The 25,539-nt window shown below is 66.0% G+C and carries 20 protein-coding genes; 13 read left to right on the top strand and 7 right to left on the bottom strand.

Annotation, left to right across the window (positions count from 1 at the left end):
- The first annotated feature begins 51 nt into the window (after window positions 1-51).
- From KEC45_RS11575 to KEC45_RS11530, 12 genes are all read left to right on the top strand, one after another.
- Window positions 52-696: an antitoxin of toxin-antitoxin stability system gene (locus tag KEC45_RS11575; RefSeq protein WP_252171067.1), complete on the top strand. Its 645-nt coding sequence runs from the start codon at window positions 52-54 to the stop codon at window positions 694-696.
- A gap of 92 nt (window positions 697-788) precedes the next feature.
- On the top strand, window positions 789-5,141 hold the full coding sequence (locus tag KEC45_RS11570; protein WP_252171066.1) for a strawberry notch-like NTP hydrolase domain-containing protein: 4,353 nt from the start codon (window positions 789-791) through the stop codon (window positions 5,139-5,141).
- A gap of 11 nt (window positions 5,142-5,152) precedes the next feature.
- Entirely contained in the window at window positions 5,153-6,187 is a 1,035-nt protein-coding gene (locus KEC45_RS11565) for a toprim domain-containing protein (RefSeq protein WP_252171065.1), read from the top strand.
- A 308-nt stretch (window positions 6,188-6,495) separates the two neighbouring features.
- Complete coding sequence (locus KEC45_RS11560) at window positions 6,496-7,428, top strand: DUF2493 domain-containing protein (protein ID WP_252171064.1); 933 nt, start codon at window positions 6,496-6,498, stop codon at window positions 7,426-7,428.
- A gap of 234 nt (window positions 7,429-7,662) precedes the next feature.
- Window positions 7,663-8,397 carry a LuxR family transcriptional regulator gene (locus KEC45_RS11555; RefSeq protein ID WP_252171063.1) on the top strand — a complete coding sequence of 245 codons (735 nt, stop codon included), beginning with the start codon at window positions 7,663-7,665 and terminating at the stop codon, window positions 8,395-8,397.
- Between the two features lie 90 nt (window positions 8,398-8,487).
- Window positions 8,488-9,102: an acyl-homoserine-lactone synthase gene (locus tag KEC45_RS11550; RefSeq protein WP_252171062.1), complete on the top strand. Its 615-nt coding sequence runs from the start codon at window positions 8,488-8,490 to the stop codon at window positions 9,100-9,102.
- A 10-nt stretch (window positions 9,103-9,112) separates the two neighbouring features.
- Window positions 9,113-10,030, top strand: a complete 918-nt coding sequence (locus tag KEC45_RS11545; protein ID WP_252171060.1) for a phytanoyl-CoA dioxygenase family protein — start codon at window positions 9,113-9,115, stop codon at window positions 10,028-10,030.
- Between the two features lie 14 nt (window positions 10,031-10,044).
- Complete coding sequence (locus KEC45_RS11540; RefSeq protein ID WP_252171059.1) at window positions 10,045-10,650, top strand: GntR family transcriptional regulator; 606 nt, start codon at window positions 10,045-10,047, stop codon at window positions 10,648-10,650.
- 96 nt (window positions 10,651-10,746) lie between these two features.
- On the top strand, window positions 10,747-10,869 hold the full coding sequence (locus tag KEC45_RS21890; protein WP_302851571.1) for a hypothetical protein: 123 nt from the start codon (window positions 10,747-10,749) through the stop codon (window positions 10,867-10,869).
- A 69-nt stretch (window positions 10,870-10,938) separates the two neighbouring features.
- Window positions 10,939-11,061 carry a hypothetical protein gene (locus KEC45_RS21885; protein WP_302851570.1) on the top strand — a complete coding sequence of 41 codons (123 nt, stop codon included), beginning with the start codon at window positions 10,939-10,941 and terminating at the stop codon, window positions 11,059-11,061.
- Window positions 11,062-11,120: 59 nt separating this feature from the next.
- Window positions 11,121-11,774: a lasso peptide biosynthesis B2 protein gene (locus KEC45_RS11535; protein WP_252171058.1), complete on the top strand. Its 654-nt coding sequence runs from the start codon at window positions 11,121-11,123 to the stop codon at window positions 11,772-11,774.
- On the top strand, window positions 11,771-13,468 hold the full coding sequence (locus KEC45_RS11530; RefSeq protein WP_252171057.1) for an asparagine synthase C-terminal domain-containing protein: 1,698 nt from the start codon (window positions 11,771-11,773) through the stop codon (window positions 13,466-13,468). Before KEC45_RS11535 ends, KEC45_RS11530 begins: the two co-directional genes overlap by 4 nt.
- Here KEC45_RS11530 and KEC45_RS11525 read toward each other — a convergent pair.
- The 4 genes from KEC45_RS11525 to KEC45_RS11510 all read right to left on the bottom strand — a co-directional run bounded on the left by KEC45_RS11525 (window position 13,375) and on the right by KEC45_RS11510 (window position 19,879).
- Entirely contained in the window at window positions 13,375-15,360 is a 1,986-nt protein-coding gene (locus KEC45_RS11525) for an Atxe2 family lasso peptide isopeptidase (RefSeq protein ID WP_252171056.1), read from the bottom strand. The two genes, KEC45_RS11530 and KEC45_RS11525, sit on opposite strands and share 94 nt — an antisense overlap.
- Window positions 15,354-18,299, bottom strand: a complete 2,946-nt coding sequence (locus KEC45_RS11520; RefSeq protein ID WP_252171055.1) for a TonB-dependent receptor — start codon at window positions 18,297-18,299, stop codon at window positions 15,354-15,356. Before KEC45_RS11520 ends, KEC45_RS11525 begins: the two co-directional genes overlap by 7 nt.
- Before the next feature lie 81 nt (window positions 18,300-18,380).
- Window positions 18,381-19,301, bottom strand: a complete 921-nt coding sequence (locus tag KEC45_RS11515; RefSeq protein ID WP_252171054.1) for a FecR domain-containing protein — start codon at window positions 19,299-19,301, stop codon at window positions 18,381-18,383.
- Window positions 19,298-19,879 carry an RNA polymerase sigma factor gene (locus KEC45_RS11510; RefSeq protein WP_252171053.1) on the bottom strand — a complete coding sequence of 194 codons (582 nt, stop codon included), beginning with the start codon at window positions 19,877-19,879 and terminating at the stop codon, window positions 19,298-19,300. The genes KEC45_RS11515 and KEC45_RS11510 overlap by 4 nt, the downstream gene beginning before the upstream one ends.
- 376 nt (window positions 19,880-20,255) lie before the next feature.
- On the opposite strand from KEC45_RS11510, the gene gntA reads away from it, so the two are divergent.
- Complete coding sequence (gene gntA, locus KEC45_RS11505) at window positions 20,256-20,942, top strand: guanitoxin biosynthesis heme-dependent pre-guanitoxin N-hydroxylase GntA (RefSeq protein WP_252171052.1); 687 nt, start codon at window positions 20,256-20,258, stop codon at window positions 20,940-20,942.
- Window positions 20,943-20,957: 15 nt separating this feature from the next.
- On the opposite strand, the gene KEC45_RS11500 is transcribed toward gntA, so the two are convergent.
- The 3 genes from KEC45_RS11500 to cphA are packed head-to-tail and all read right to left on the bottom strand — an operon-like array spanning window position 20,958 to window position 25,324.
- On the bottom strand, window positions 20,958-21,749 hold the full coding sequence (locus KEC45_RS11500; RefSeq protein WP_252171051.1) for a cyanophycinase: 792 nt from the start codon (window positions 21,747-21,749) through the stop codon (window positions 20,958-20,960).
- Complete coding sequence (locus tag KEC45_RS11495; RefSeq protein ID WP_252171050.1) at window positions 21,739-22,602, bottom strand: isoaspartyl peptidase/L-asparaginase family protein; 864 nt, start codon at window positions 22,600-22,602, stop codon at window positions 21,739-21,741. The genes KEC45_RS11500 and KEC45_RS11495 overlap by 11 nt, the downstream gene beginning before the upstream one ends.
- Window positions 22,595-25,324, bottom strand: a complete 2,730-nt coding sequence (gene cphA / locus KEC45_RS11490) for a cyanophycin synthetase (RefSeq protein ID WP_252171049.1) — start codon at window positions 25,322-25,324, stop codon at window positions 22,595-22,597. The genes KEC45_RS11495 and cphA overlap by 8 nt, the downstream gene beginning before the upstream one ends.
- Between the last annotated feature and the right edge of the window lie 215 nt (window positions 25,325-25,539).

Raw genomic sequence — 25,539 nt, 5'->3', positions numbered from 1 at the left:
CCGACCTGGCCCGGACGCAGCGCCGGGCCTTTTCTTTTTCAGGAGATTGTCATGGCCGAGATTATCGAGACGACGGTCTACAGCCTCAAGGAACTGTCGGAGGAGGCAAAGGAGAATGCGCGGGCGTGGTATCTTCAGGGCGCGTTTGACCACGACTGGTATTGGGCCGTCTATGAGGATTTCGAACGGATATGCGAGATTCTGGGCGTCGACCTCGCGACCGTGCCTGTTCGCCTCCACGGGGGCGGTACGCGGCGAAAGCCCTGCATCTGGTTCTCGGGCTTCGCGAGCCAGGGGGACGGTGCCTGCTTCGAGGGCGACTATAGCTACGCGAAGCGTTCCGACTCATTGATCCGCGCGTATGCGCCAAAGGATACTGAACTCCATCGGATTGCCGATGCACTGGCGGCGATTCAGTGGCCCAACTTTTTCCAGCTCAGAGCACGCATCAGTCACCGCGGCCGCTACTATCATGAGTATAGTATGGAAATCGGCGTCCAGCGGGACAGCCTCGGGTATCAGGATATGACCGCGACCGCGGAGGACGACCTCAGCGAGGCGCTGCGCGACCTCGCCCGCTGGCTCTACGGCAAGCTCGAGGACGAGAGCGACTATCTGAGCTCCGACGCGGTGGTCGACGAGGCGATTATCGCCAACGGCTACAGCTTCACCGAACAAGGGGAGCGGTTCGGATAGAGGAGAGACGGGCCGGGAAGGGATGAGCCACCGGGTCCGAGAGAGAGCGGCCGGCGGCTTGTTCCTGCCCGCTCTCCCGAGGAATTCCCGACATGCAAAGCCTCCCTTCGCGCGCGGCGTCAGCCGCGGCGCTTCATTCCGCGCCCGTTCCCTCCAGCCCCTTTGCAGCGCAGCTGCTTGCGGCGGGTGAGGCCATCCTTCCTCTGCTCGAAGCGGGCCATCCCTTCGACACGGCCGCGCTGCGCGCGGCTATGGCCGGTGCCTTCGGCGCAAGCGACGCCGAGGGCGCGTGGGACTGGAAAGCCGCCTATGACGCGTGCGAGGTCGCACAGATCCTCCTGCTCCGGCGCTACGGCGCCACGCCCGCGGTTCGCAAGCTCTCCGCGATCGCACAGCTCGCGATGTGGCAGCGTCTCGCGGGCCGCATTCCGACGCACACGCGCCGCTCCTCCGAGAGTCAGGCGATGCAGCAATTCTCGACGCCCCTGCCATTAGCCTTCGTTGCCGCCCACGCCGCCTCGATCCAGCCGGACGACACCGTCCTCGAGCCGTCGGCCGGGACCGGCATGCTCGCCATTCACGCCGAGCTCGCTGGCGCGCGCCTCGCGCTCAACGAGCTGGGCGAGTGCCGCGCCGATCTTCTCGATCTGCTGTTCGCGCCCTCGGCCGTGACACGTCACGACGCCGCGTCGATCGACGACAGGCTGCCTCCTGCCGTTCGTCCGAGCGTCATCCTCATGAACCCGCCCTTTTCGGCGGTTGCCAAGGTCGAGCGGACGATGCGCGATGCCGCTCTCCGGCATATTGGCTCGGCACTGTCGCGGCTGCAGGACGGCGGCCGCCTGGTCGCGATCGTTAGCGCGAACTGCTCGCCCGACGCGCCCGCATGGCGCGATGCGTTCGTGCGGCTGCAGGCGCTGGGGACGATCCTGTTCTCGGCGGCGATCGCCGGCAAAGTCTATGCGAAGCATGGCACGACGACGAGCACGCGCCTCCTCGTGATCGATAAGATGCCTGCCGCAGATGCTTCGGCGATCGCGCCGTCGCGCGGTGAGGCGGGCGACCTTGGGGCCTTGCTCCAATGGGTCCGTGCGGATGTGCCGCCCCGGACGCCTCCGGCACCTCCGGAGGCGCCGGCCCGTGAGGGTGTCGCGGCTACTACCGGAGCTCTGGTGCAGGCCGGGAACGGCGCGGCCCGGACGCTTTCGTCGTCTGCGGCCCCGGTCGCGGCGCCCGAACTCGGTTATGAATCTCGCGACTGGCAGGCGCCCGAAGGCCAACTCGCCGAGGCGATCTACGAGCCCTACGCGCTGCAGTCGCTCGCAATTCCGTCGTCGAAACCGCATCCGACCGCGCTCGTGCAATCGGCCGCGATGGCGTCGGTCGCGCCGCCGAAGCCATCCTATCGACCGCATCTTCCCGAGCATCTGATCGCCGACGGCGTGCTGTCAGACGCGCAGCTGGAATCGATCATTTATGCGGGCGAAGCCCATGCCGGGCATCTCTCGGGCGCGTGGACGGTCGACGAGACGTGGGACATGGTCACTGCCGCGAGTGAGGACAATGAGGCCGCCGTCCGCTTCCGCCGCGGCTGGTTCCTCGGTGACGGCACCGGTGCGGGCAAAGGTCGGCAGGTTGCTGGGATCATCCTCGACAATATGCTCAAGGGTCGGAAGCGCGCCGTGTGGCTGTCGATTTCCGACCGCCTGCTCGAAGACGCACAGCGCGACTGGTCGGCGCTGGGGCAAGAGCGACTCCTCGTGACGCCGCTGTCGCGCTATCGGCAGGGAAATCCTATCAAGCTCCCCGAGGGCATTCTCTTCACCACCTATGCAACGCTGCGGAGCCAGGGGCGTGAAGGCAAGGCCAGCCGCGTCGACCAGATCGTCGAATGGCTGGGACCCGACTTCGACGGGGTGATTATCTTCGATGAAGCCCATGCGATGGCGAATGCCGCCGGCGGGAAGGGCGATCGGGGCGACCAGAAGCCATCGCAGCAGGGGCGTGCCGGACTGAGGCTGCAGCACGCACTCCCCGATGCGCGCATCGTTTATGTCTCGGCAACCGGCGCGACCACCGTGCAGAACCTCGCGTATGCGCAGCGGCTCGGTCTTTGGGGCGGCAGCGATTTCCCGTTCGCGACGCGGAGCGAGTTCGTCGCGGCGATCGAGGACGGCGGGGTCGCCGCGATGGAAGTGCTCGCGCGCGACTTGAAGGCGCTCGGTCTCTACGCGGCCCGCTCGCTCTCATTCGACGGCGTCGAATATGAGCTGCTCGAACATGCGCTGACCGATGAGCAGCGCCGGATCTACGACAGCTATGCCGGCGCTTTCCAGGTCATCCACAACAATTTGGATGCCGCGATGGAGGCGTCCGGGGTGACGAGCAGTCTCCACGGCACGCTCAACACGCAGGCGAAATCGGCGGCGCGTTCGGCGTTCGAGAGCACGAAGCAGCGCTTCTTCAACCATCTCATCACCGCGATGCAGACGCCGGCGACGATCGCGAGCATCACTGCCGACCTCGATGCCGGCAATGCGGCGGTGGTGCAGATCGTCTCGACCGGCGAGGCCTTGCAGGAGCGGCGGCTCGCCGAGATCCCGACCGAGGAGTGGGGCGACGTGTCGGTCGACATCACGCCGCGCGAATATGTCCTCGACTATCTGGCGCACAGCTTTCCCGTGCAGCTCTATGAGCCTTGCGAGGACAGCGACGGCAATCTGTCGTCGCGGCCGGTGTTCGACGGCGATGGCAACCCGGTCGTCAACCGCGAGGCCGCTCGCCACCGCGACGCCATGATCGAAAAGCTCGCATCGCTGCCCCCAGTTCCGGGTGCGCTCGACCAGATCGTGCAGCATTTCGGGACCGAACAGGTTGCTGAGGTCACGGGGCGATCGCGGCGGATCGTGCCCGTCGGCGGGGAAGGGGAGCCGGTGCGCTTCGCGGTGCAGAACCGTCCGGGCAGCGCGAACCTCGGCGAGACCCATGCTTTCATGGATGACGAGAAGCGCATCCTCATCTTCTCTGAAGCCGGCGGGACCGGGCGATCCTATCATGCCGATCTTGGCGTGAAGAACCAGCGGCGGCGCATCCATTATCTGCTCGAGGCGGGCTGGAAGGCCGACACCGCGATCCAGGGCTTCGGGCGCACCAATCGCACCAACCAGAAGCAGCCCCCGCTCTTCCGTCCCGTCTCGACCGATGTGAAGGCGCAAAAGAGGTTCATCTCGACGATCGCGCGGCGGCTCGACACGCTGGGTGCAATCACGCGCGGGCAGCGGCAGACCGGCGGGCAGAATATGTTCCGTCCGCTCGACAATCTGGAATCGCCCTATGCCCGCGATGCGCTCCGTCAGCTCTACGGCCTGCTCGCCGACGGCAAGGTCGATGGCTGCTCGCTGCTCACATTCGAAGCGGCGACGGGACTCTCGCTCCTCGACGATGGCGGTCTCAAAGATGAGCTTCCGCCGATCACCACCTTCCTTAACCGCATGCTCGCGCTGACGATCGACCTGCAGAACATCCTGTTCGAGGTGTTCGAGGGTCTGTTGTCGCAGCGGATCGAGGGGGCAATCGCGTCTGGGACATATGAGATGGGTCTCGAAACGCTGCGTGCCGAAAGCTTCACGGTCGCCGCACGCGAGACGATTTACACCCATCCCGGAACCGGCGCGGTGACCCAGCTCCTCACGATCCAGCGCAAGGACCGGGTGTCTCCGATCAGCCTTGCCGATGCCCTAGAGGTCGCGGCCACGGGCATGGGCGTTCTCGTCTTGAACAGCCGATCTTGCCGGGCAGCAGTGAAGTCGCGAGCGCGCAGCATCATCGATGACGATGGCGCGGTGCATCGGCGCATCCGTCTGCAGCGGCCGCTCGAGCGACTGCATATGCTCGCCGACGATTATGAGGGCACGAATTGGGAGAAGTGTTCCGAGGACAGTTTCGCTGCGGCGTGGACGAAGGAACTCGGCGAGCTTCCCGAGTTTGAGCATTCGACGCTGCACATGGTCGCGGGCCTGTTGCTGCCGATCTGGAAGCGGCTGCCGAAGGAGTCCACGCGAGTCTACCGGCTGCAGACCGATGCGGGCGAGCGGCTGATCGGTCGCAAGGTCTCTCCGGCATGGGCCGCAGCCGTGACAGGCGAGACGCCGGCAAAGCTGCCGGTCGCCGACGCCTGGCGCATGGTGCAGTCGGGCGACGTCGTGCTGTCGCTCGCGGAGGGGCAAATAGTCCGTCGGGTGCGGGCGATGAACGACTGGCGCGTCGAGCTTACGGGCTTCAACGATCTCGGCGTCGAGCGGCTGAAGGCTATGGGCTTGATCTCCGAGATCGTCTCGTGGAAACTGAGGCTCTACGTGCCGGCAGGGGCTGCTGGCGCCGATGTGTTCGCTGCGCTCGTCGATCGGTTTCCGATTGTGCGGGTCGCCGATCGCAAGGCCGCCTGAAGGAGCCCCGCATGTCCAGTCCAGCATCCGAAGTTGCGCGCCGTCTCGGGGAGAATGCCGAGGCGGTGTGCCGTCGTTATCTCTCCAACGGGCGCCGCGAAGGCCATTACTGGATGGTCGGCGACATCAGCAATTCTCCGGGGCGAAGCCTCTATGTGCGGCTTGCTTCCAGTGCCAATGGCGGCGGCGCCCCCGGGAAATGGACCGACGCTGCGAGCGGCGATCATGGCGATCTCCTCGACGTCATCGCCGCGAGCTGCGGCCATACGGCATTTCGTGAAACCCTCGAGGAAGCACGGCGGTTTCTAAGCATGCCGCCGCCGCCCGAGGCACCGCGAAATCCTGCACCCGCAAAGGCTCCCACCGGGTCCCCGGAGTCGGCGCGTCGGCTGCTGGCTGCGACCAAGCCCTTGAAGGCGAGTCTCGGTGAGGCCTATCTGGTTGGCCGATCGATCACCGACATTCTTCCGGACTACCCGCTACGCTTTCATCCGCACTGCTACTACAGGGCATCCAGCGACGATGCGCGCGGAGGTCGACCGGCGTGGCCGGCGATGATCGCGGTGGTGACCGACCTCGCCGGGACCGTCACGGGTGTGCATCGGACCTGGCTCGATCCCGAAACGAACGACAAGGCGCCGATCGCCTATCCGCGCCGCGCCATGGGGCATCTGCTCGGTAATGGCGTGCGGTTCGGAGCATCGGGAAGGGTCATGGCGGCGGGCGAAGGGATCGAGACCATCCTGTCCTTGCGGCAGGTCATGCCAACCCTGCCGATGATCTCCGGGCTCTCGGGCGCACATCTTGCCGCAATCGCGTTTCCCGACATGTTGAAGAGGCTCTACGTCGCGCGCGACGATGATCCCGCCGGGGACGCTGCGCTGGCGACGCTCAGCGAGCGCGCGTCACAATGTGGCATCGACGTCCTCCCGCTCGAACCCCGGCATGGCGATTTCAACGGCGACCTCAGGGCGGTCGGCCGCGCTGCGATGGCGGCCTCGCTTCGCAGCCAGCTCTTGCCTGCCGATCGCTTGAAGTTTCTTTGAACGCATCGGGTTCGCCGGAAGGGGCAGGGCAGCGGATGGGCGCGTAGGCTTTCCGCTGCGACGTGCGCGCCCGGCCTTCGCGAGAGGGCGACTGCGGCAGACGGGGCGGGGGCCGCAATGGGGGACGCGCGGCTATTTTCCGCCGGGGCCTCGCGGCCCCTTTGCATCGCGAAACAAAATAGCCGCGCGTCCCCCATCCTCCGCTGCGCTCCGGTCGCGGCGCGCCGCGATGCGGACCCACCCCGCATGCCGCGGGCCGTCGCCACGAAGGCCGCGCGAGGCGCGGCACAATCAGACGGAGATCCATCATGCACGGCGACGCCACCCCTCACGACCATCCAGCCGAACCCGGAACGACGGCCTATCTGCTTCAGGAAATGCAGCTCTTCGGTCATCGGCCCTTCGAGGGTGAACCCGACCCGAGACCGCTCCCCGATGCGCATCTTGCCGGTGGTGCCATCGCCGACATGTTCGATGCGCTAGCGGGGTGTCTCGTGGAGACCCGGATCGAGCCCGATCTCGACGACCTTCTCTGGAATCTCGTCAACATCTTCCACCGTGCCGGCGAGCGGGTCGAGCGGCAGCTCGACGACAATGAGCAGACCCAGCGACGGCTCCAACGCGAGCAGGATGGCAGCGAGATCCGCTCGGTCGAACTCGAGCGGGCAACGCGCGAGGGCATCTCCCTGATCGAGCGGCGCGACGCGATGGAATTTTTCCGCGAGGCCGCCGCCGACCAATTCCGGCTTCTGCTCCGCAAGGCTTGGGCGCCTCGTACCGGATCGCGAGCGCACCATCGCAACCTGACGGCATCGATGATCGACAGCCGCGACTTTCTCGACGCGCGGCTTCGCGAGAAGGCTGCGGCCTTGCTGCCCGAAGGAACCCGCATCGCCTTTACCGGCGGGAGCGACTGCGATGATCACAACGCCATCTGGAGCGCACTCGACAAGGTCCGGGCCCGGCATACCGACATGATCCTTCTCCATGGAGCGACGCCCACCGGCGCCGAACGCGCCGCCGCCTGCTGGGCCGACAGCCGCGGCGTGGCACAGGTCGCCTTCCGGCCCGACTGGAACCGGCATGGGAAGGCGGCACCGTTCAAGCGCAACGACCGGATGCTCGAGGCACTTCCCGTTGGTCTCATCGTCTTTCCGGGAACTGGAATTCAGGACAATCTCGCCGACAAGGCTTCAAAAATGGGCATCCCGCTCTGGGACTTCCGCAAGGGTTCCGGCTGAGCCGCGGAATTCCGCGGCTTTGCGGAAATTGCCTCAATCTGGTTCTATCTCTGGAATATATTTGAATAATATGGGCTTAGCCCGCACTTTCAGATTCTCCGAAGATCGCCTGGACCAGCGGTGATCGGCCGTCGCGAGCCGGCCAGCCTTGTAAGAGGGCAAGGCCGCTCGCACTGACGAGGGGCTCGCGGACCCGGCAGGTCGGAAACGCCGGTCGGCGCGCCAAGGGTCATAATGCCGACGATGGACGCCGCGCATGCATTTGCGCTCGACGTCAGTCATGTGAAGGACAAGGCAGGTCTTGCCGACCTGCTGCAGGAAGCCTGCTCGCGAATGGGGTGCTCCTGGTTCGCGCTCAGTCACCACATCGACTTCATGGCCGATCCGGACCGAGGCGTTCGCGTCCACAATTACCCGGAAGAGTGGGCACTGTGGTTCGACGAGCGGCGGCTCGGGGTCACCGATCCCGTCCACCGCGAGAGCCAGCGCAACATGTCGGGTTTCCTCTGGCACGATATGAGGACCGAGCGGCCTGAAGACGAAGTCATTCTTGCCGAGGCGCGGCGGCACGGCATCGGTGATGGTCTCACCGTGCCGGCGCATCTTCCCGGCCATGCGCATGGCTCGGTTTCGTTTGCGTGGAAGCCGGGTAGCTCTGCGAGTGCCGACGCGCTGCAATTTGCGCGGATGATTGGCGGTCCCGCTTTCGATGCGGCGCGCCTTATCGCCTATCCGGATCTCGCGCACATCGGGCCACGCCTGACCCGTCGGCAGCGCGAGGTGCTGGTCTGGGCGGCCAAGGGCGAGTCCGTCCCCAGAATAGGGCTAAGACTTGGTCTCAGTCCGGACACGGTGCGCGAACATCTGCGCAATGCCCGCCAGCGCTACGAGGCGAATGGCGGTATCACGCTCACCGTGCGCGCGCTGTACGATGGCGACATAAGTTTCGAGGACATCGCCAAACGCTGAGAAAAATCGGGGACACCCCCCGATCATGCTATGGTGCAGCGGCGAAAAGCCCTTCAATTGGAACGCCTCTTTTCAAACGGAGGCAAATCCATGCTGCTTATTGTCGATTCCACCAACCGGGCTCTCGAGCATAAGGCGATGCGCGCGATGTTCGAGGCGCGCAAGCGCGTCTTCATCGATCTTCTGAAATGGGATATTCCTGCGCTGGCCGATCGCTTCGAGCTGGACCAGTTCGACGACGTCGATGCCACCTATCTGATCGTGACCGATCCGGACGGCGAGCATCTCGCCTCGGCGCGCCTGCTGCTCACCACCCAGCCTGCGCTCCTCGACAGCCTCTTCTCGGGGCTGGTCGCAGGGGACGTGCCGCAGGGCCCCAACGTCCTCGAAATCACCCGCTTCTGTCTGTCGCCCGGAATTGGCGCGCGGCAGCGGCGGATCGCCCGCGACTCGCTGCTTGTCGGGCTTGCCGAGTTCGCGCTCGCCAACGAGATCCGCACCTATACCGGCGTCGCCGAGCTGCCCTGGTTCCGCCAGATCCAGACCTTCGGCTGGGATTGCTGCTCGCTCGGCGAGCCCGTCCTCCACCGCGGGCAAGCGCTCGTTGGGCTTCGCATCGATATCGATGCCTCGACCGTCGCAAAACTCGCTGGCGCGGGGATTGTCAGCCATGCAGTTGCGGCGTCGGCCGCCTGTGCAGCGTGAGGAGAGGACGATGCTGATCAACCACGCCGCGCTCGACGCGCGATCCCATCAATCCTCTGCCGCTCAGGCGCTGATGGAAAATGGCTATTCTATCCTGCGAGGCGCCGCCCCAGAATCGCTCATCGAAGCGATCGCTGCGGATCTCGAACCACGCTACGAGGCGACGCCCTTCTGCGAGGGCGGTTTCTATGGCGAGCGGACCAAGCGGTTCGGCCGCCTCCTGATCCGCTCGCCGCATATGGCCGATCTCGTGATGAACCCGGCGATCCTCGAAATGGCTGAGACTGCGCTCGGCAACTGGTGCGAGCGGATCCAACTCAACCTTTCCCAAGCAATCGAGCTGCATCCGGGCGCGCTCGCGCAATTCCCGCACCGCGACCAGGACATGTGGCAAGGCGCGCTGGGCGAGGTCGAATATCTCGTCAATGTCATGTGGCCGCTCACGCCATTTACCGAGGCTAATGGCGCGACGATCATCTGGCCGGGCAGCCACGGTGTCGAGGCCTTGGTCGAGGAGCCCAAAGAAGCCCCGATCGTTGCCGAGGCGCAGCCCGGCGACGCCATCGTCTTCCTCGGCTCGACGCTGCACGGTGCCGGCGCAAATCGGAGCGGGGACGTTCGCCGCGGGATAATCGTCAGCTACTGTCTCGGCTGGCTGAAACCCTATGAAAATCAGTGGCTGGCCTATCCGCCCGAAATTGCGCGGACATTCTCGCCCGAGCTTGCGGCGCTTGCGGGTTACGCGCAACATCGCCCCAATCTCGGGAACTTCGAGGGACAATGCCCGTCGGTGCTGTTCGGCGGCTATCCCGAGGACCCGATAGCCGCGATCGATGCGCTGCGGCCTGATCAACAGGCACTCCTCGCCGACTATGTCGCCGCGCAGCGGCCGGAAGGAGAAGGCGAGCGCGGGGCGTTGGCGGCATGAGCCCGGGCGCCACGATGGAGCGGGTCTATCTGGACCTGAAGGCGCGCATCCTGTCGGGCGCCTATCCGCCGGGCACCCGGCTCGAGGCCGCGCATCTCTCGAAATCGCTCGCCTCGAGCGCCACTCCGGTCCGCGATGCGCTCTATCGTCTCTCGGGCGAGCGGATCATCGAGAGCTGGCATCAGGAGGGGTTTCGGCAGCCCCTCCTGAGTGAGGCCGACCTAGTTGACCTATACGGCTGGGCTGGCGCGCTCCTGTCGATGGCGCTCAAGGGGCGGTCCCCGCGGCCTGACTTGCCCGGCGGCCTCATCGATCTCGCGACGCACGACTCATATCCCGAGGCGATCGAAAGTCTCTTCAGGACCATCGCGATCGGAAGCTCCAACGGCGAACTTCGCGCGGCGATCGTCAATATTGTCGAGCGCAGCATGACAATTCGCTCGCTGGAGGTCCGCGTTGATGCCGACGCTGGCGAAGCGCTCAAGGCGATGGCGGAGGACTACCGCTTCGGGCGCTGGAGCGCTTTGCGCAGCAAAATCACGCGCTTCCATCGCCGCCGGGCAGGGTTCGCGGGGCGCGTTGCTGCCGAGATCCGCAAACGCTCGGAGCCGCTCCGATAATATTCGGACGATATGAGTCGTATAAAATTCCTATACGGCGCCGCCGCCCTAGCTTCGATCGAGCCGCAATTCCGCGGCATCATGGAGGAAACGATCATGGATCGCGAAACCAACGACATCGTCGAGCTCGGCACCGTCAGCGCCGATACCGCCGGCGAAGAACGCTTCGGCATCGAAGCGGGCGGCAAGGAACTGGTTCAGGGTCTGAGCCAGGACTGAGCCGGTCGGTCGGGGGCCGGCTTCCCGGCCTCCGGCTTCCACTTCAACCTCCGTCGAAAGGTCAAAACGATGGATATCGACACCGACACGCTCGTCGAACTCGGCACCGTGTGCGCCGACACTGCCGGCGAGCATGGTCTGCCCCTCGAAATGGGCGGCCGCGAAGACTGGGCCGGACTGACCCAGGACTGATCGCCACTTCGGGAGCCGGCCCTCGCGGTCGGTCTCCCGATCTGCCGGATAAAAATGCCATGGGATTGACGCTCGCGCCCGGAACGGGCTTCTGCGAGACAGCGGAGGAACTCGTCTTCCTCGATCTCGCTCGCGACAAATATCTATCGCTCCGCGGCCAGGACCGTGCCGCGTTCGACCGCCTGCGCCGTGGCGAACCCAATGACGGCGGCGCAATCGCGAGGCTTGTTGCGACTGGCCTCTTTGTCTCGACCAATGGCCCGGGATCGGTCGAACCCGCGGCGATCGATGTGCCCACGCGAGACCTCGCGGCGGTAAGTCACGAGAGCTTCAGCCCGCGCATGGCCTTGTCGACCGCGTTTGCACTCCGATGGGCACGTCGCGCCATGCGGCCCGAGCAGATTGGGTTCACGATCGAGGCCGTCCGCGCGCGGAAGGCGGGAGTGGGCCCCTCTGCTGCCGATGGCGAGATTGAGATTGTTTCCGCCCGATATGCTGCCGCTCGATGGCTCAATCCCGTTCCGCAGCGCTGTCTGATCGACGCGCTTGCGCTCGACCACATACTACTAGCGCGCGGGCTTGCCTCGACGATGGTGTTCGGCATTCGGATGTCACCCTTCAAGGCGCATTGCTGGCTGCAGTCCCCGTCGGCGATACTGACCGGGACGGCTGCCGAAGCCCGCAACTTCGTGCCGATCCTGGTGATCCGGTGAGAGGGGCGATCCTCGCCTTCGTGGGCGATGCCGAGCGAGCCGCTGACGTCGTGGCCGCGGCGGAACGGACCGGTCTTGTCGCGGTGGACATCCAGCCCGGCAGGGTGATTTTTGCGAACAGTTCGCTGCCGGTCCAGCGCGCGCCCGGCGGCACCGTCATCATCGGTGATTGCTTCACGCGCTACCCCGCCTCGGGGCGGCCACCCCGCTTCTGCTGGGGGAACTTCATCGCCTTCACCGCCGATGGCGGCGCGCTTGGGATCGAGCGGGCGGCGCTCACCGGCATGCCCCTATACTGGAGCCGCCATCCCGCGGGTCTCATCTGCGCGTCCGACCCGGCCATGCTCCGGGCCCGGCCACAGGATATCGCCATCGACTGGGACTATGTCGCCGGGGCGCTCGCCTATATCAACCTTCGCACCGAGCGGACGGGGCTGTCGGGCGTGCATGAGCTCCTCGCCGGCACACGCATCCTGTTCGATGGTCTCAAGATTGCGGTCGAGGCGAGCTGGTCGCCTTGGGACCATGTCCCGCCGCCGCGCTCGACTAGGCCGGAGGAACTTCCGTTAGAGCTCGAGAAGCGGATCAACGACTGTACGGCCGCCTGGAGCGGATCCCGGAAGGGCATCATCGTCGAGCTGTCGGGCGGCCTTGATTCCTCGATCGTGACCGCAGCGCTCGCAGCGGCCGGCGCCGACGTCTCGGCGATCACCTTTGCCACGCCCGACGCGGAGGGCGATGAGCGTTATTTCGCACGGGCTGTCGCAGACCGATGCGCGATCGATCTTGTGGAGATCGAGCATAACGATGTCGGCATCGATCTCGTCTCGCTGCCGACCCTCTTCACGGCAAGGCCGGGCGCCTACAGCGTCCTCGGCGGTCTCGATCGTGCGTTCGCCGAGGCAGTGCCAGACCACGAGCGTCCGATCTTCGGCGGAATAGGCGGCGATAGCGTCTTTCATTTCGACAGCACGGTCGCGCCGGTCCTCGATAGTTGGGCGCGCTGGGGCTTGTCGCGCCGGACCCTTGCGACCTTGCGCGACGTCGCGCGTGCGAGTGACGCGACGATCTGGGAGGCGTTGCGCCTCAGCTGGCGAGCGCATCGCGCGGGTCCGCGTCGCGGCTGGCGCCGCGACGTCGATTACCTCGATGCCAAGGCCCTTCCGGACAAACCATTTCCGCATCCTTGGGATGACGGCGCTGGCGCGGTGTCGCAGGCCAAGCGGAACCATGCGGAATCCATCCGGCGCATAATCGACTTCCTCGACCGACCGTTGCGCTGGGAGGGCCGCGACGTCGTCTCGCCATTGCTCTCGCAGCCCGTGGTTGAACTTTGCCTCTCGATCCCGAGCGGGAGCTGGTTTGTCGGCGGGCGTAACCGCGCCGTGGCGCGCGCAGCTTTCGCCGATCGGCTTCCGGCCGAGGTCGTGTGGCGCAAAGGCAAGGGCCGGATGGAAGCGCTCTGCGCCGCCGCCTATCTCAGGCAGCGGGCGCAGCTCCGCGACCTGCTGCTCGGCGGCAGACTGGCCGAGCGCGGCCTGCTCGATGTCGACAGGATCGAGACCTATCTCACCCTCGATCTTGCCGAGGGCGACTTCGATTATTTCCGGTTGATCGAGATCGGCGACGTCGAACGCTGGGTGCGCTCGGTTGAAGCGCGCGCTTCCGCCGGCGCGAATTTGGACCAGCGCTGATATTGGAAGGCCTTGGCGGGGTCGGGATCGATCTCGTCCTTCAGCCAGAAGCGAAACCAGTCGAGGTTGCGCTCATAGGCGGCAAGCTTTTGCCGGGGCTCGACCTTGTTGTGCGGCGCGTATGGAAAGATATGCGCCTCGCCCATTCGCGCCGTGGCGAGCCTGCTAATCAACTCGATCGACAGACGTGCTTCCTGTTCAGGAAACTGCATCAGGATCGGCGCGGTGATGCGATCGGTATTGAGCGCGGGGGAGAGCTCCTTCCACGCCTCTGGCGTCTCGTCGGGCGACCCGGCGCCCCACACTTTCCGGACATTGTCGGCGAAGGTCTCGCGGCCCGGACGGGCATTGAACCAGTAATAGGCAGGCTCCATCTGGACCGAGGCGATCGAGACGGCCTTCAACAGGTCGCTGTGCGTCGCGGCCCACATCGTGACCTCGCTGCCGAAGCTGAGCCCGCCCATGCCGACACGGGCTCGGTCGACGATGCCGCGCTCAGCGAGCAACGTCGTGACGGCCTCGATCGCGGCGAGTCCGCGTTTATAGCGGGCATCCTTGTCGGTATCGCCGGGCACCGCATTGATGCAGAGCGCCGCGATGCCGTGCGCGGCAAGTGCCCGCAGCGGCCATTCATTGCCGACGCCCCCGCGAAGATATCCTGCGCATGTATAATAGGTGACGAAGAGCGGCAGCCGCCCGGGGATCTTCGGGCGGATCAATACGCCCGACGCACGGCTGCCGCTCACCTGCCACACGATCGTTTCGGCAATGAGCCCGTCGCGGTCAGGATAGAAATTGGGGGAATCGATTATGCGCTTCGCGCCGCCGCGATCGATGCGGACGAGGCGCGGCGGAAGCGCCGCGGCAGCTTCGACGCAGAAGATCGCGCTCCCGGCGGCGGCGCAGGGGAGATAATATTTCTGTCCGCCAGCGAGCTGTCCTTCGCTCGCGGCCAGCTTCTCGAGGCGCTTCGTCCTTGGTGACCAGCGCAGGAGCGTCTGGCGGTAATCGGCGTCGTGCAGCGCCACGACCGTGTCGCCATTCATCGGGAGCACCCATGAGAGGCGGGGAAGGTCGGCGGCGCAGCCAATCTTGGTCTTGCAGACGCCCCTGTCCTCGAGCGCCTTCTGTAGAGTGGGTGGCAAGTCGCTCGTCAGGAGCGCGACCGGATCGGGCTGCGGGGCGAGCAACAGGGCTTCGGTCTCGCTGGCGCGGCGAGAGCTGCCGCCGGGCGTGGTCGTAGTAAGAGTTCGCGGAGCCGAGGCGAGGAGCGGGGCACGGTCGAACCAGTCATTGGAAAAGCGCTGGCTCGCCACGCGGCCGTTGATCAGCGCGCCGCGGAAGAGTGGCTGGGCAAGATCGGTCTGGCCGTCGACCAGGATGCCGGTCTCGCGCTCGGCCTCTTCGGTGCGTGCGATCAGGTCGCGTGATGGCCCTTCGCGCGTGACTATTGCGCCGTCCCGGGTGAGCGCGAAGGCCTCGATGTCGCCATCGCCGCCCGCCGCTAGCGTGAAGCCGGACCCGTCGATCGGACTGGCCCAGAGCGCGGCCCGGCCATCGACGAGCGCGCGAACGATAAGCCGCTGGCTATCTGGCGACCATTTGGCTTCTCCCGGTTCGACGACGCCGGCATCGTTCCAAAGTGCGGTCCCGGTGCGCCCGAGCGCGCGCGGCGGCGATTTGCCGTCGGCGGCGACGATATACCAGTCGACGTCGATCCGGTTGGTGAGCGTCGAGGGGCGTTCGATGCGATAGGCGACCCACGTTCCGTCGGGTGAAGTGTTTAGACCGGAGATATCCGCCGTCTCGGCGATCTCGCGCGAGGTGACCTGGCTGGCCGCGGGCGAAGCCGCGGCCAGCAGGGTGATCAGCAGAGCCGTTCGGCTTACCACCGGATGACGGCCTGGACCGAGATCATGCGGCCAAGCGGGCTGGCCTTCTCGGGATCGTAGCCGAGCGCCGAGGTCTGGCTCTTGTTGTGGACATAGGGCGGGTCGCGATCGAACAAATTCTGGATCGCGAGGCCGAGCTGCAAGCCGCGCCCAGTGGCATCGTCGGCATTGCCGCCGATCCGCTGCGACAGGGTGAGGTCGACGGTCGTCCACGACGACACCCGCTCATTTGGAACGACGACCTGGTTGCGATAGCCATCGGTGTAGTTGACGAACGTGCTGACCGCGAAGCCATCCCTCGACCAGCCGAGTCGTCCGCGCATGCGCCATTTGACCGGGCTTGCGTAGAGGCCGACGAAGTCGCTGCTCGCCGATCCCGGTGAAAGCTGCTTGATGATCGAGAAGATTTGGGTGCCGCTGACCCCGACGTCGAGCGTTCCGCCTGCGAACTCGGGCGCGTAGCCGATGTCGAAGTCGATGCCCTTCTGATGCTCGCGCGCGAGGTTGCGCGTCTGCCCGTCGAGGATCGCGACGACTTGTCCCGGCGCGATATTGATCGGGTTCGTGAAGGTCGGCTGATTATAGTAGAATTGCACAAGGTCGAGGGACGGATTGTCTGTCACCACCCCGCCGAACACGTCGCGGTTGGTGAGGAAGCGAAGATAATCCTCGGTGAGCGTCCCGATTCGATCGCGGTAATCGACATCGAAATAGGTGAGCGCTGCCCGGAAGCCCGGCATCGAAGGCGGCGCGATGTCCACGCCCGCCGTCCATGTCGTCGCCTGCTCGGGCTGGATGTTCGGCGCATAGCCGAACAGAGCGAGAACATTCGACGTGCCGGTGGGCGAGCGCGGGTCGGGGACGGTCGCCGTCGTGTAGAGCGAAAGCGCCGGGCCGATCAGCTCGTCGAACTGCGGGGCGCGGAACGATGTACCGTAGGAACCGCGCAGCGCGATGCCCTCGACGGGCTCCCAGCGTGCGCTGACCTTCGGATTCTCGGTGCGCCCGAACTGGTTGTAGTCCTCGACGCGGCCCGCAAGCGTCAGGTCGAGCTTGTGGAAGCCCGGCATTGCATTGTCGCGGCCGAAGATGGGCACCAGCAGCTCGGCGTAGATCGATTTGACGTGGCGCGGCCCCGGAAAGCCCGGATAGAATCCCGCCGAGGGCGTGAGCGTGCTCGTGTCGAGGATACGATAATAGTCATAGGCCTCGCGGCGATACTCGGCGCCTGCCGCGAGTCGGACGTCCCCTGCGGGTAAGCGGAAGATCGGACCATCGGCGCGCAGCGCGGCGGACCATGTCTTGAAGTCGTCGATCGTCTCGACGCCGCCTCGGATATAGGCGCTTGTCGCAGGATTGTTCGCAGTCCCGTCGCCGAAGACGTTGAACGCGGTTGCGGGATTGGTGTCGGCGAGCGCGACCGCGAGGCGGGCGCTGTTGACCTGGTTGCGCGTCCGAGCCTTGCCCTTCTGGACGCCATAGGCTCCGCCAAGCTGGATCCGCCATTCGCCGATCGTCTGTTCGAGGCCTGCCGAGGTCGACAGTGCCCGCACGCGGCCTTCGTTGATCTGCGGCCCGACGTCGTTCACGAAATTATAGGTGACCTGCACGGGCTGGCGGGTGCCGATCGGATCGACATAGAAGGGGTTCGTCACCGGAACGCGCGCCGTGCGCAGCGCGGTGACATTGCTTTCCTTGCGATATTTGCGCTGCGCCCCGAGGATCGAGGCACGGAAGGTCAGCCCGTCGTTGATCTCGAACTCGCCCGCAGCATAAAGGCTATGCACGCGCTGGCGCGGCAGGAGGTCCGTCTCGGCGCGATTGTCGCGGCGGTTCTGGACGCCGGGGAGAAGCTGCGCGGCGGTCAGATTGCGGCCATTCTGTCCGGTGGGAATGCCGAAGAGCTGGCCATTCGCGGCGCGGATCGTGCCGGGACTGGCATAGATCGAGCGATAGTCGGGGCCGCCGAAGGGGCGGAGATCCTCGCGCGCGAAATCGCGTTCGGCTGCCGCGAGTGCGCCGCGATCCGAATATTGATAGGCGAGGACGAGATGTCCGCCGCTCCACTTCTTTCCGAGAAGCTGGCTGAACTGGACTTCGGTCATGTCGCCGTCCGCCGTGCCGGCGCGCAGGATCGTCTCGGCCCCCTCGAAGCGGTTGCGGAGACGGAGATTGATGACGCCGGCAACCGCATCGGCGCCGTAGATGGCCGAAGCGCCGTCTGTCAGCACTTCTATTCTCTCGACGGCGGTCGTCGGGATGAGCGAGATGTCGGCGAAGAGGCCGCCGACGCCGCCGAGCGCCGGGCGCGCGCCGTCGATCAGGACGAGGGTAGAGTTGGTGCCGAGGCCACGCAGGTTGATGCTCGAACCGAGTGTTGCGTCGTTGCCGGTGCCGTTGCGCGTCGTCGCGCCGGTGGTGGTTTCGTTCGAACCGCCACCAAAGGCCTGCGGCAGCGACTGGAGCATTTGCTGGACGGTACCGTAACCGCTCTTCTCGATGGCCTCGCGGTCGATCGTCACCACCGGCGAACCTGTCGGGCCTGCCCCGCGGATGCGCGAGCCCGTGACGAGGATCGCTTCGCCGCCGCCGTCAGTCGATCCAGTTTCCTCGGCAGAATCGTTTCCCGAGCGAAGCACCCAGGCCCCTTCGACCAGTTCGACATTGAGGCCGGTACCGGCAAGTAGACGCGAGAGGGCGGTATCGGGGTTCAGGCGACCCTGAACACGGGCACTCCGTTTCCCTTCCACGAGGCTCGTCGAGGCGATCACTTCGCGGCCCGAAATCTGCGAGTAGCGTTGCAGTGCCGCGCCGAGATCCTGCGCGGCAATGTTGTAGCTCTGCTGAGTCAACGTTGACTGCGCGTGCGCGGCCGGAACCTGAATCGCGATTGCCGCGGTGCTCACCGAGAGCATCGCCGCCAGAAACTTGTACTTCATTCTACCTCCCCAAGCGGCCACCGATGACCGTCTGGGGGTGCAAAACACCGGGAAGGAGATTTCCCCCCTCTCCGATGGGAATTATTTTTTGCTGAGCGTGATCGCGTCCGATCCGTCGGTCGCTTGGAGTCCCAATGCCGCGGCGAGCTTGCGGGCAAGGCTTGCGCTGTTGGTTACATCAAAACGGCCTGTCACCGGGAGCGAGGTCAGGGCGGGATCGGCGAGGCGGATCGGTCTCGAGTTCACTTTATTCGCCGCTTCGATCACCGCGCCGAGCGGAAGTCCGTCGGCCGCCAGCATCGTCGTCGGTTCCGCTGTCGGGAGCGGACTTGTCATCGCCGGGATGAGGCGTGGACCGCTTTCCGAGACTTCGGCACTCTCGCCGGGGACGAGGCGGACAGTCTTTGCCGTTCCGCCGAGGCGAACCTCCACCGAGCCGCGCACGAGTTTGACCTTGGGGGCGTTCGAACGCGCGTCGACCTCGAACACCGTGCCGAGGGCTTTCGTCTCGGAGATGCCGGCGACGACGATGAAAGGGCGGGCGCTGTCGTGCGCAACATCGAAGCGTGCGCGGCCGCCGTGCAAGCGGATCCGGCGCTCGGTCTCGGAGAATTGCGGCTCGGCCCAGGCACCGTCCATCAGGGTCACGGTGGAGCCATCGGCGAGACGAAGCTGGCCGGGCAGCATGGGACCAGCTGCTATCTGGGGCGTGTCGCTTTGCCGCGCCATGTGCCAGGCGAAGCCGAGGGCGATGCCGACCGCGGCGATCGTCGCGACGGCCCAGCGGAAACCGCCGGTCGATCTGCGTTCGGTCCGCGCCTTCGCATCGATACGGGCGCGCGATGCCGTACGAGCCACCGCGACATCATCCTCGGACATAGCAAAGGCCTCGGCATTGCCGGGCTTCGCATACCATTGCTCGAAGGCCTCGCGGTCGGCCTCGGACGGTGTTCCGCGCATCCGCACGGCCCATTCGGCCGCTTCGCGCTCGACGGACCTCACGATTGCGTGTCTCGCGCCTTGCGAATGGCCATCCGGGCTTTGACGAGATGATTTTCCACGGCTTTTTCGCTTATGCCTTTGATTCGTGCGATCTCGGAATAGCTGAGATCGTCGAAAGTTTGCATCAGGAATACATCCCGAGTGGTTGGATTCAGCCTTGCGATGGCGTCCTCGACGCGGCGCAGCGTGTCGCGGTGTTCGAGCGCGGCATGGGGATCGGGACCCGCGACGTCATGGTCCTCGAAACTATGGTGGGCGTGGGTCTGGTTGCGAACCCCGGAACGAGCCCGGTTCTTGAGGATCGCTCGTGCGGCAGTCGCGACATAGGCCCGCGACGCCTGGAGGAGCCCTGTTCCCGTTCCCTTTGCGCTGAAGAGGCGGCGGAATGTCTCCTGCACGAGGTCGGGCACCTCGTGCGGCGGTACGCTGCGCCGGAAGATCGCAGTCACATAAGGCCGTTCGGCCGCATAGATCGCTTCCGCGCGACCAGCCGCGCCAGCGCTTTCCCAATCGCCCGGCGGCAGCGGATCGCCCGACGACAGCGCGCGCCGATTTGAGGGGTCGTCTTCGAAATCCATTTGCCATCGCCTACCGGTCGAGCCGAGAGGCGGGTGTGCCGGGAGGTAAGAACATATTCGGAAATATGCGCCGCCGCCTTTAGCCCGAGGGCCTGGACATACGCGTCGGCCACCCGGCAGCGGATGGGAATATCATAAGGCTTCCGAACGAGATTCTTACGTCTCGGCACCGTGCGCCTTCTTGCCCGATGCAGGGCAAGCATAGCTCGCCGTAGCGGCAGGGCAAGTCAGTGTCGCGCAACTTCGTCCAATATGAATCCATCTCCATGCCAGCCGCTTGAAGACAGCGTGCGCGCCGGCGAGGCGATGACGGCGGAATCGACGCAACCCAGGTTAACTTGCTGCAACCGCGGCAAGAGAGGTCGGTTTCAGCAGCATGCTACCGCCAACCGACGACAGCTCCCATCCTCTGGCTCAACGCTTCCGGGACTTCATCCGCGCCACGGATTTTCCCTGTGTCGGAGCGAAGTCCGCGCTTGCGCGAAGCCAGATCCGCTTCGTCGTCGGCCGCGACATGCGCTCGGCTTGGGACGATTTGCGCATCTACCCCAATCTCCTCGATCTCGCCTGGAGTTATGCGCGCTCGCCGAGCCTATTCCATTCGCTCGTGGTGATCTTCGAGGAGGATGGTGGGCTCGACGAGCAAGCGTTCGAGACATGCCTGTGGGAGCGTATCGACTCGCTGAGCCGGAAGGACGACTGGGCGGGCCAGCCGCCCGATCCGCGCGTCAGCCACAGCCCTGATGACCCGCACTTCTCGCTCAGCTTCGGCGGCGAGGCCTTTTTCGTCGTCGGTCTCCACCCCCAAGCAAGCCGTCCCGCTCGCCGCTTCGAACGCCCCGCGCTGGTGTTCAATCTCCACGACCAGTTCGAGAAGCTCCGCGAGAACGACGTCTATGAGACGATGCGCAGCAAGATCATCGCACGCGACGTCGCCCTCGCCGGCAATGCGAACCCCATGCTTGCCCGTCACGGCGATGTGTCGGAGGCACGGCAATATTCGGGGCGGGCTGTCGGACCCGATTGGCGGTGTCCCTTCTCCGGACGTAACGCGGCGCCCTGAGCGCCTCTGCGCAGCCTATTTTGCCGGGCGGCGCGGCGCCAAGTCGAAACTCTCCCCATCGCGAAGCGCGTGAAGCGTCGCGCCATGAAGCGACACGATGCCGCCGGACGACGCGCCCGCCGCAGTGGAATGGCTCGCCCGCGACGCGTCGACGATCGTGACGCCGCCGCTTCCGATCACCTGCGCGGTGCCGGCCTCGACCCGGAGCGCGGTGTCCTCGTCGATCCCGATTCCGAGACAGTCGGGACGACGGCTGACCGCGCCGAGAAGCCGCCCGATGCGCCCGCGCTCCGCGAAATGCTGGTCGATGATGCAATCGGGGATGAGGCCAAGCCCCGGCGCCAGTTCGATATCGTCGATGCGCGGCGTCTCTTCACCGCGTCCGCCGACGAGCATCGTTTCGCCCTGCGCCGAGGCTCCCGCCGACGTTCCCGCGATTAGTCCCCCGCGATCGTGGAGCGCGTGAATGGCCACCTCAATCGGCGTATCTCCGGTCAGGCTCATGAGGCGCGACTGGTCGCCGCCGGTGAAGAAGATACCTTTGGCCTGGTCGATCATCCGTGCACGCGCGGGATCCCGTGCTTGATCCCGATCGTCGAGGTAAAGCTCGACGAGCCGGCCGATCCCAAGCGGCGCAAAGCCCTCGCAATAGGCCTCGAAATATCCATCGCGCTTCGCGCTGGCGATAGTGGCAATGACGAGCGTGCCTTGGCCCAACTCAGCAGCGATGGCACCGAGTATCTTGCGGCTGCCATCCTTGTCTTCATGGCCGCCGATCACGAAAAGGGGGCCGCGATTAATGGGCATGGTGATCCTTCCAGACGATGTCGGAAACCGCGGGCATTCCCTCGCGGGCGTAGGCGGCGGCGAAATGCGGACTGTTGTGCGCGATGCCGATCGCGCCGTCGCGGTCGAGAAGGATGACGCCCGCCTCGGCTCGGAGGCGCGCCATCGGCTCGAAAATCGTTGTAACCGCCGCGCTGGCGCCCGTTGTCTCGAGCGTGCGCATCACGCGCGCGGCAAGCAGCGTCCGTGCGATCGCCTCACCGTCACCCGAAAGCGACACCGCGCCGATGCCGTCCTCGGCATAGAAGCCGCAGCCGGGAAGCGGTGCGTCGCCGACGCGCCCGGCGAGCGTGCCCGCCAGTCCGCCGGTCGATGTCGCCGCGGCAACATGTCCCGCCCGGTCGCGCGCAACGCAGCCGACCGTATCATGGTCGCTCTCGCCCGCTGTCGCCGGGCGCATGGCTTCCATGGATTCCGCGATACCGCTCGATCGTGCGAACGCCTCGGCGCCGGCACCGACGAGGAGCACGGGCGGCTTCCTAAGCATGGCATGCGCCGCTTCGACGGGATTGTAGAGGAGCCGCACGCAAGCGACCGCCCCGACGTCGAGCGTGGCGCCATCCATGATACCCGCGTCCATCTCGACCTCGCCGTCGGCATTCGCCACCGATCCCCGGCCCGCGTTGAACAGCGGATCATCCTCGAGCAGGCAGACCGCGGTCTTGACCGCCTCGAGCGCGCTGCCGCCGCGCTCCAATATCATCCTGCCGGCTTCCAAGGCTGCCGCGCACCCCTCGCGGCGCGGTGCCTGCAGCGCTGGCGGGATCCGGCACGCTCCGCCGTGGACCGCGATCGCCCAACGACCGTCAGCCATGCGCCGCCTCCAGCAACCGGGCGTCCTCAGGACCGGCGCCCGCCGCCCAGGCTTCGACGATCCTCCATATTCCGTCGACGTCGGTCGGCGTGAGCACCACGATATCGCCGGGGCGCGCGGCCGCAAGGCAAGCCGAGGCAGCGTCATACTCACCATCGTGCATGCCGATCGCGGCCGCATGGAGCCCCGCGGCGAGGGCGCCCTTGCGCATCAAGGCATTGGCTTCGCCGGGTGGGCGTCCCCTGAGGTCGACATTCTCGCGCAGCATCAGGACATCGAACATCCCGCCCGAGAGAGCGCCGATATCGACGAGATCGCAATCGCGCCGGTCCCCCGGAATGCCGATCATTCCGATCACACGGGCATCGCTGTCGCCGCGCATCGAGCCGAGCAACTCGGCGAGCGCGGTGAGCGCGGCGCGGTTATGGGCATAATCGACGACGATCCGCACCCCGTGCGCCTCGGCAAGGCTGAGACGCCCAGGCGAATCCTCGAAGCTCGGGCGAAAGGATGCGAGGCCCGAGGCGATCATACCCGGAGCAATCCCGTAGGCGGCGGCCATCGCCGCGGCCGCGGCGGCATTCTCGACATTGAACCGGGCTGCGCCGTTCAGCGTCACCGGAATATTCGCGATAGGAATGATCGGCATGGATTCGCTGCCCCGGTGCAGCATGAGCGTTCCGCGCTCGCCGCTTACCGCCAGTCCGCCACTATCGAGATGCGCTTGGATCGGTGCCAACGCGTCCGCTACCGCTCCGCCGGTGAACCAGACGATCCGTCCGCGGGCTCGGCGTGCCATCCGCACGGTGAGCGGGTCGGCGCCGTTGAGAACGCAGGCGCCGCTCTTTTTGACGTTGCGGGCAACGATCGCTTTGACGCGCCCCAGGTCGGCGAGCGTCTCGACGCCCTTGAGGCCGAGATGGTCGGGCGTGACGTTGAGGACTGCCCCCACGTCGCACGCGTCGAAGGCGAGCCCCTCGCGCAACATCCCGCCGCGCGCGGTCTCGAGAACCGCCGCTTCGACGCGGGGGTGGCGCAGCAGCATGCGCGCGCTCTTGGGACCGCTCGCGTCGCCCCCGGCGCTGCGGGTCTCGCCGACATAGACGCCCGAGGTACAGGTGAAGCCGGTCGTGAGGCCATGGTGTTCGAGGATTCGCGCGAGCATGCGCACCGTCGTCGTCTTGCCGTTCGTTCCGGTCACCGCGAAGATGGGGATACGGCTCTTTTGGCCTTTCGGAAAGAGCGAGGCGATGATCGGCCGCGCAACGTCGCGCGGCGTCCCTTCCGATGGAGCAAGATGCATGCGAAGCCCGGGTGCGGCATTGACTTCGACGATGCCGCCCCCCGACGCACGGACGCTTTGCGCGATATCGGGGACGATCATGTCGATGCCGGCGACGTCGAGTCCGAGCGCGGCGGCGGCGTCGATCGCGATCGCCGCATTTTCGGGATGAATGACATCGGTCCGGTCGATCGCGCTCCCGCCGGTCGAGAGGTTGGCGGCGCCGCGGAGCGTCACGATCTCGCCTGCCTTGGGCACGCTCGCGAGAGTGAAGTTCGCCTCGGCGAGAAAGGCCTCGAGCGCGGCGTCGATGCGGATCCGGGTGAGAACGGCCTCATGCCCGACACCGCGGCGTGGATCGTTGTTAACCGCCTCGATCAGATCCGCGATGCTGTTCCTGCCATCGCCGGCCACATGCGCGGCGACGCGCTCGGCGACCGCGACCATGGCTGTGCCGACGACGAGAATGCGGTGATCGGCTCCGACGAGCTGCTGCTCGACGATGACACGCGGTGCGATGGCTTGCGCTCGCTCGAAGGCGTCGCAAAGAGTTCCATCGTCGGCGACGCTCGTGGTGACACCGCGGCCCTGATTGCCGTCGAGCGGTTTTACAACGACCGGCCAGCCGAGCTTCGCGGCAGCGCGTTCCGCCTCCGACACCGTCCGCACGAGTTCGCCGCGCGGTACGGGGATACCGATGCTCGCGAGCATCTCTTTCGCCGCCTGCTTGTTCGCGGCGAGTTCGGCGCCGATCAGCGATGTCGCGCCGGTCACGCTCGCCCGAATGCGGCGCTGGCGGTGGCCGGTGCCGAGCTGGATGAGGCTTGCCTTGTCGAGCCGCAGGACGGGGATATGCCGGCGCCGCGCTTCGGCGACAAGCGCCGCGGTGCTGGGGCCGAGCCCGTTCTTGCGGACGATCGCTCGAAGCGCGCTCACCCTCGTGTCTGTATCGGTCGCTCTGCCGTCGAGCTCCGGGGAGATACGATCGAGCCCTTCGGCACCCTGCATCGCAGTCGGAAGCAGCGCGTTCACGAGTTCGATGGCTGCCCGCCCGGCGGCTAAGCCGCTCGGCGCATCGGCGTAGCAGTAGAGAATATCATATTGGCCCGGCTTGCCGCGCACCCTGCGCGTCTTGCCCCTCGTGACCGCGGCCCCGGCGCTGGTCTGCAGCTCGATCGCCACATGTTCGATGATATGGCCGAGGCGGGTTCCGTCGGCGAGCCGGCGGAGAAAGCCGCCAGGCGCGCCATAGCTGCAGCCATGGTCCACGAGGCCGGGAAGTAGCGATTGCAGGGCATTGTCGAAACCCGGGAGGCGGTCGCTCGGATAATCGTCGAGGATCCCGAGATCGACGCGGATCCGGATCATCGGACGCCGGCTGTAGAGGTTGGGGCCGTTATAGACCGAGCGTTCGAGCACGCGCAGCTGGGCGGAACTCAATGCGCCGGCCTTGCAGGGGGCAGCGACCGGTTGCCGCGGTCGAGGGGCGCGGTTCGAGCCGGGGCGCGCGAAAAGATGGGGCCGGGAGGGGAGAGGGGGAAGCGCGGCATGCTTGTCCTTGGGTTGGGTCCTGCAGCTGCCAACGCGAGCGGCTGGGCCCGGTTGCCGGAGTTAACCTGGATCATGGCGATTGTTGCCGGCGGGTCGGCAACTGC

It is taken from the genome of Sphingopyxis sp. USTB-05 (assembly GCF_023822045.1).
Lineage (GTDB): Bacteria > Pseudomonadota > Alphaproteobacteria > Sphingomonadales > Sphingomonadaceae > Sphingopyxis.
This window is presented reverse-complemented; position numbering and strand designations above follow the sequence as displayed.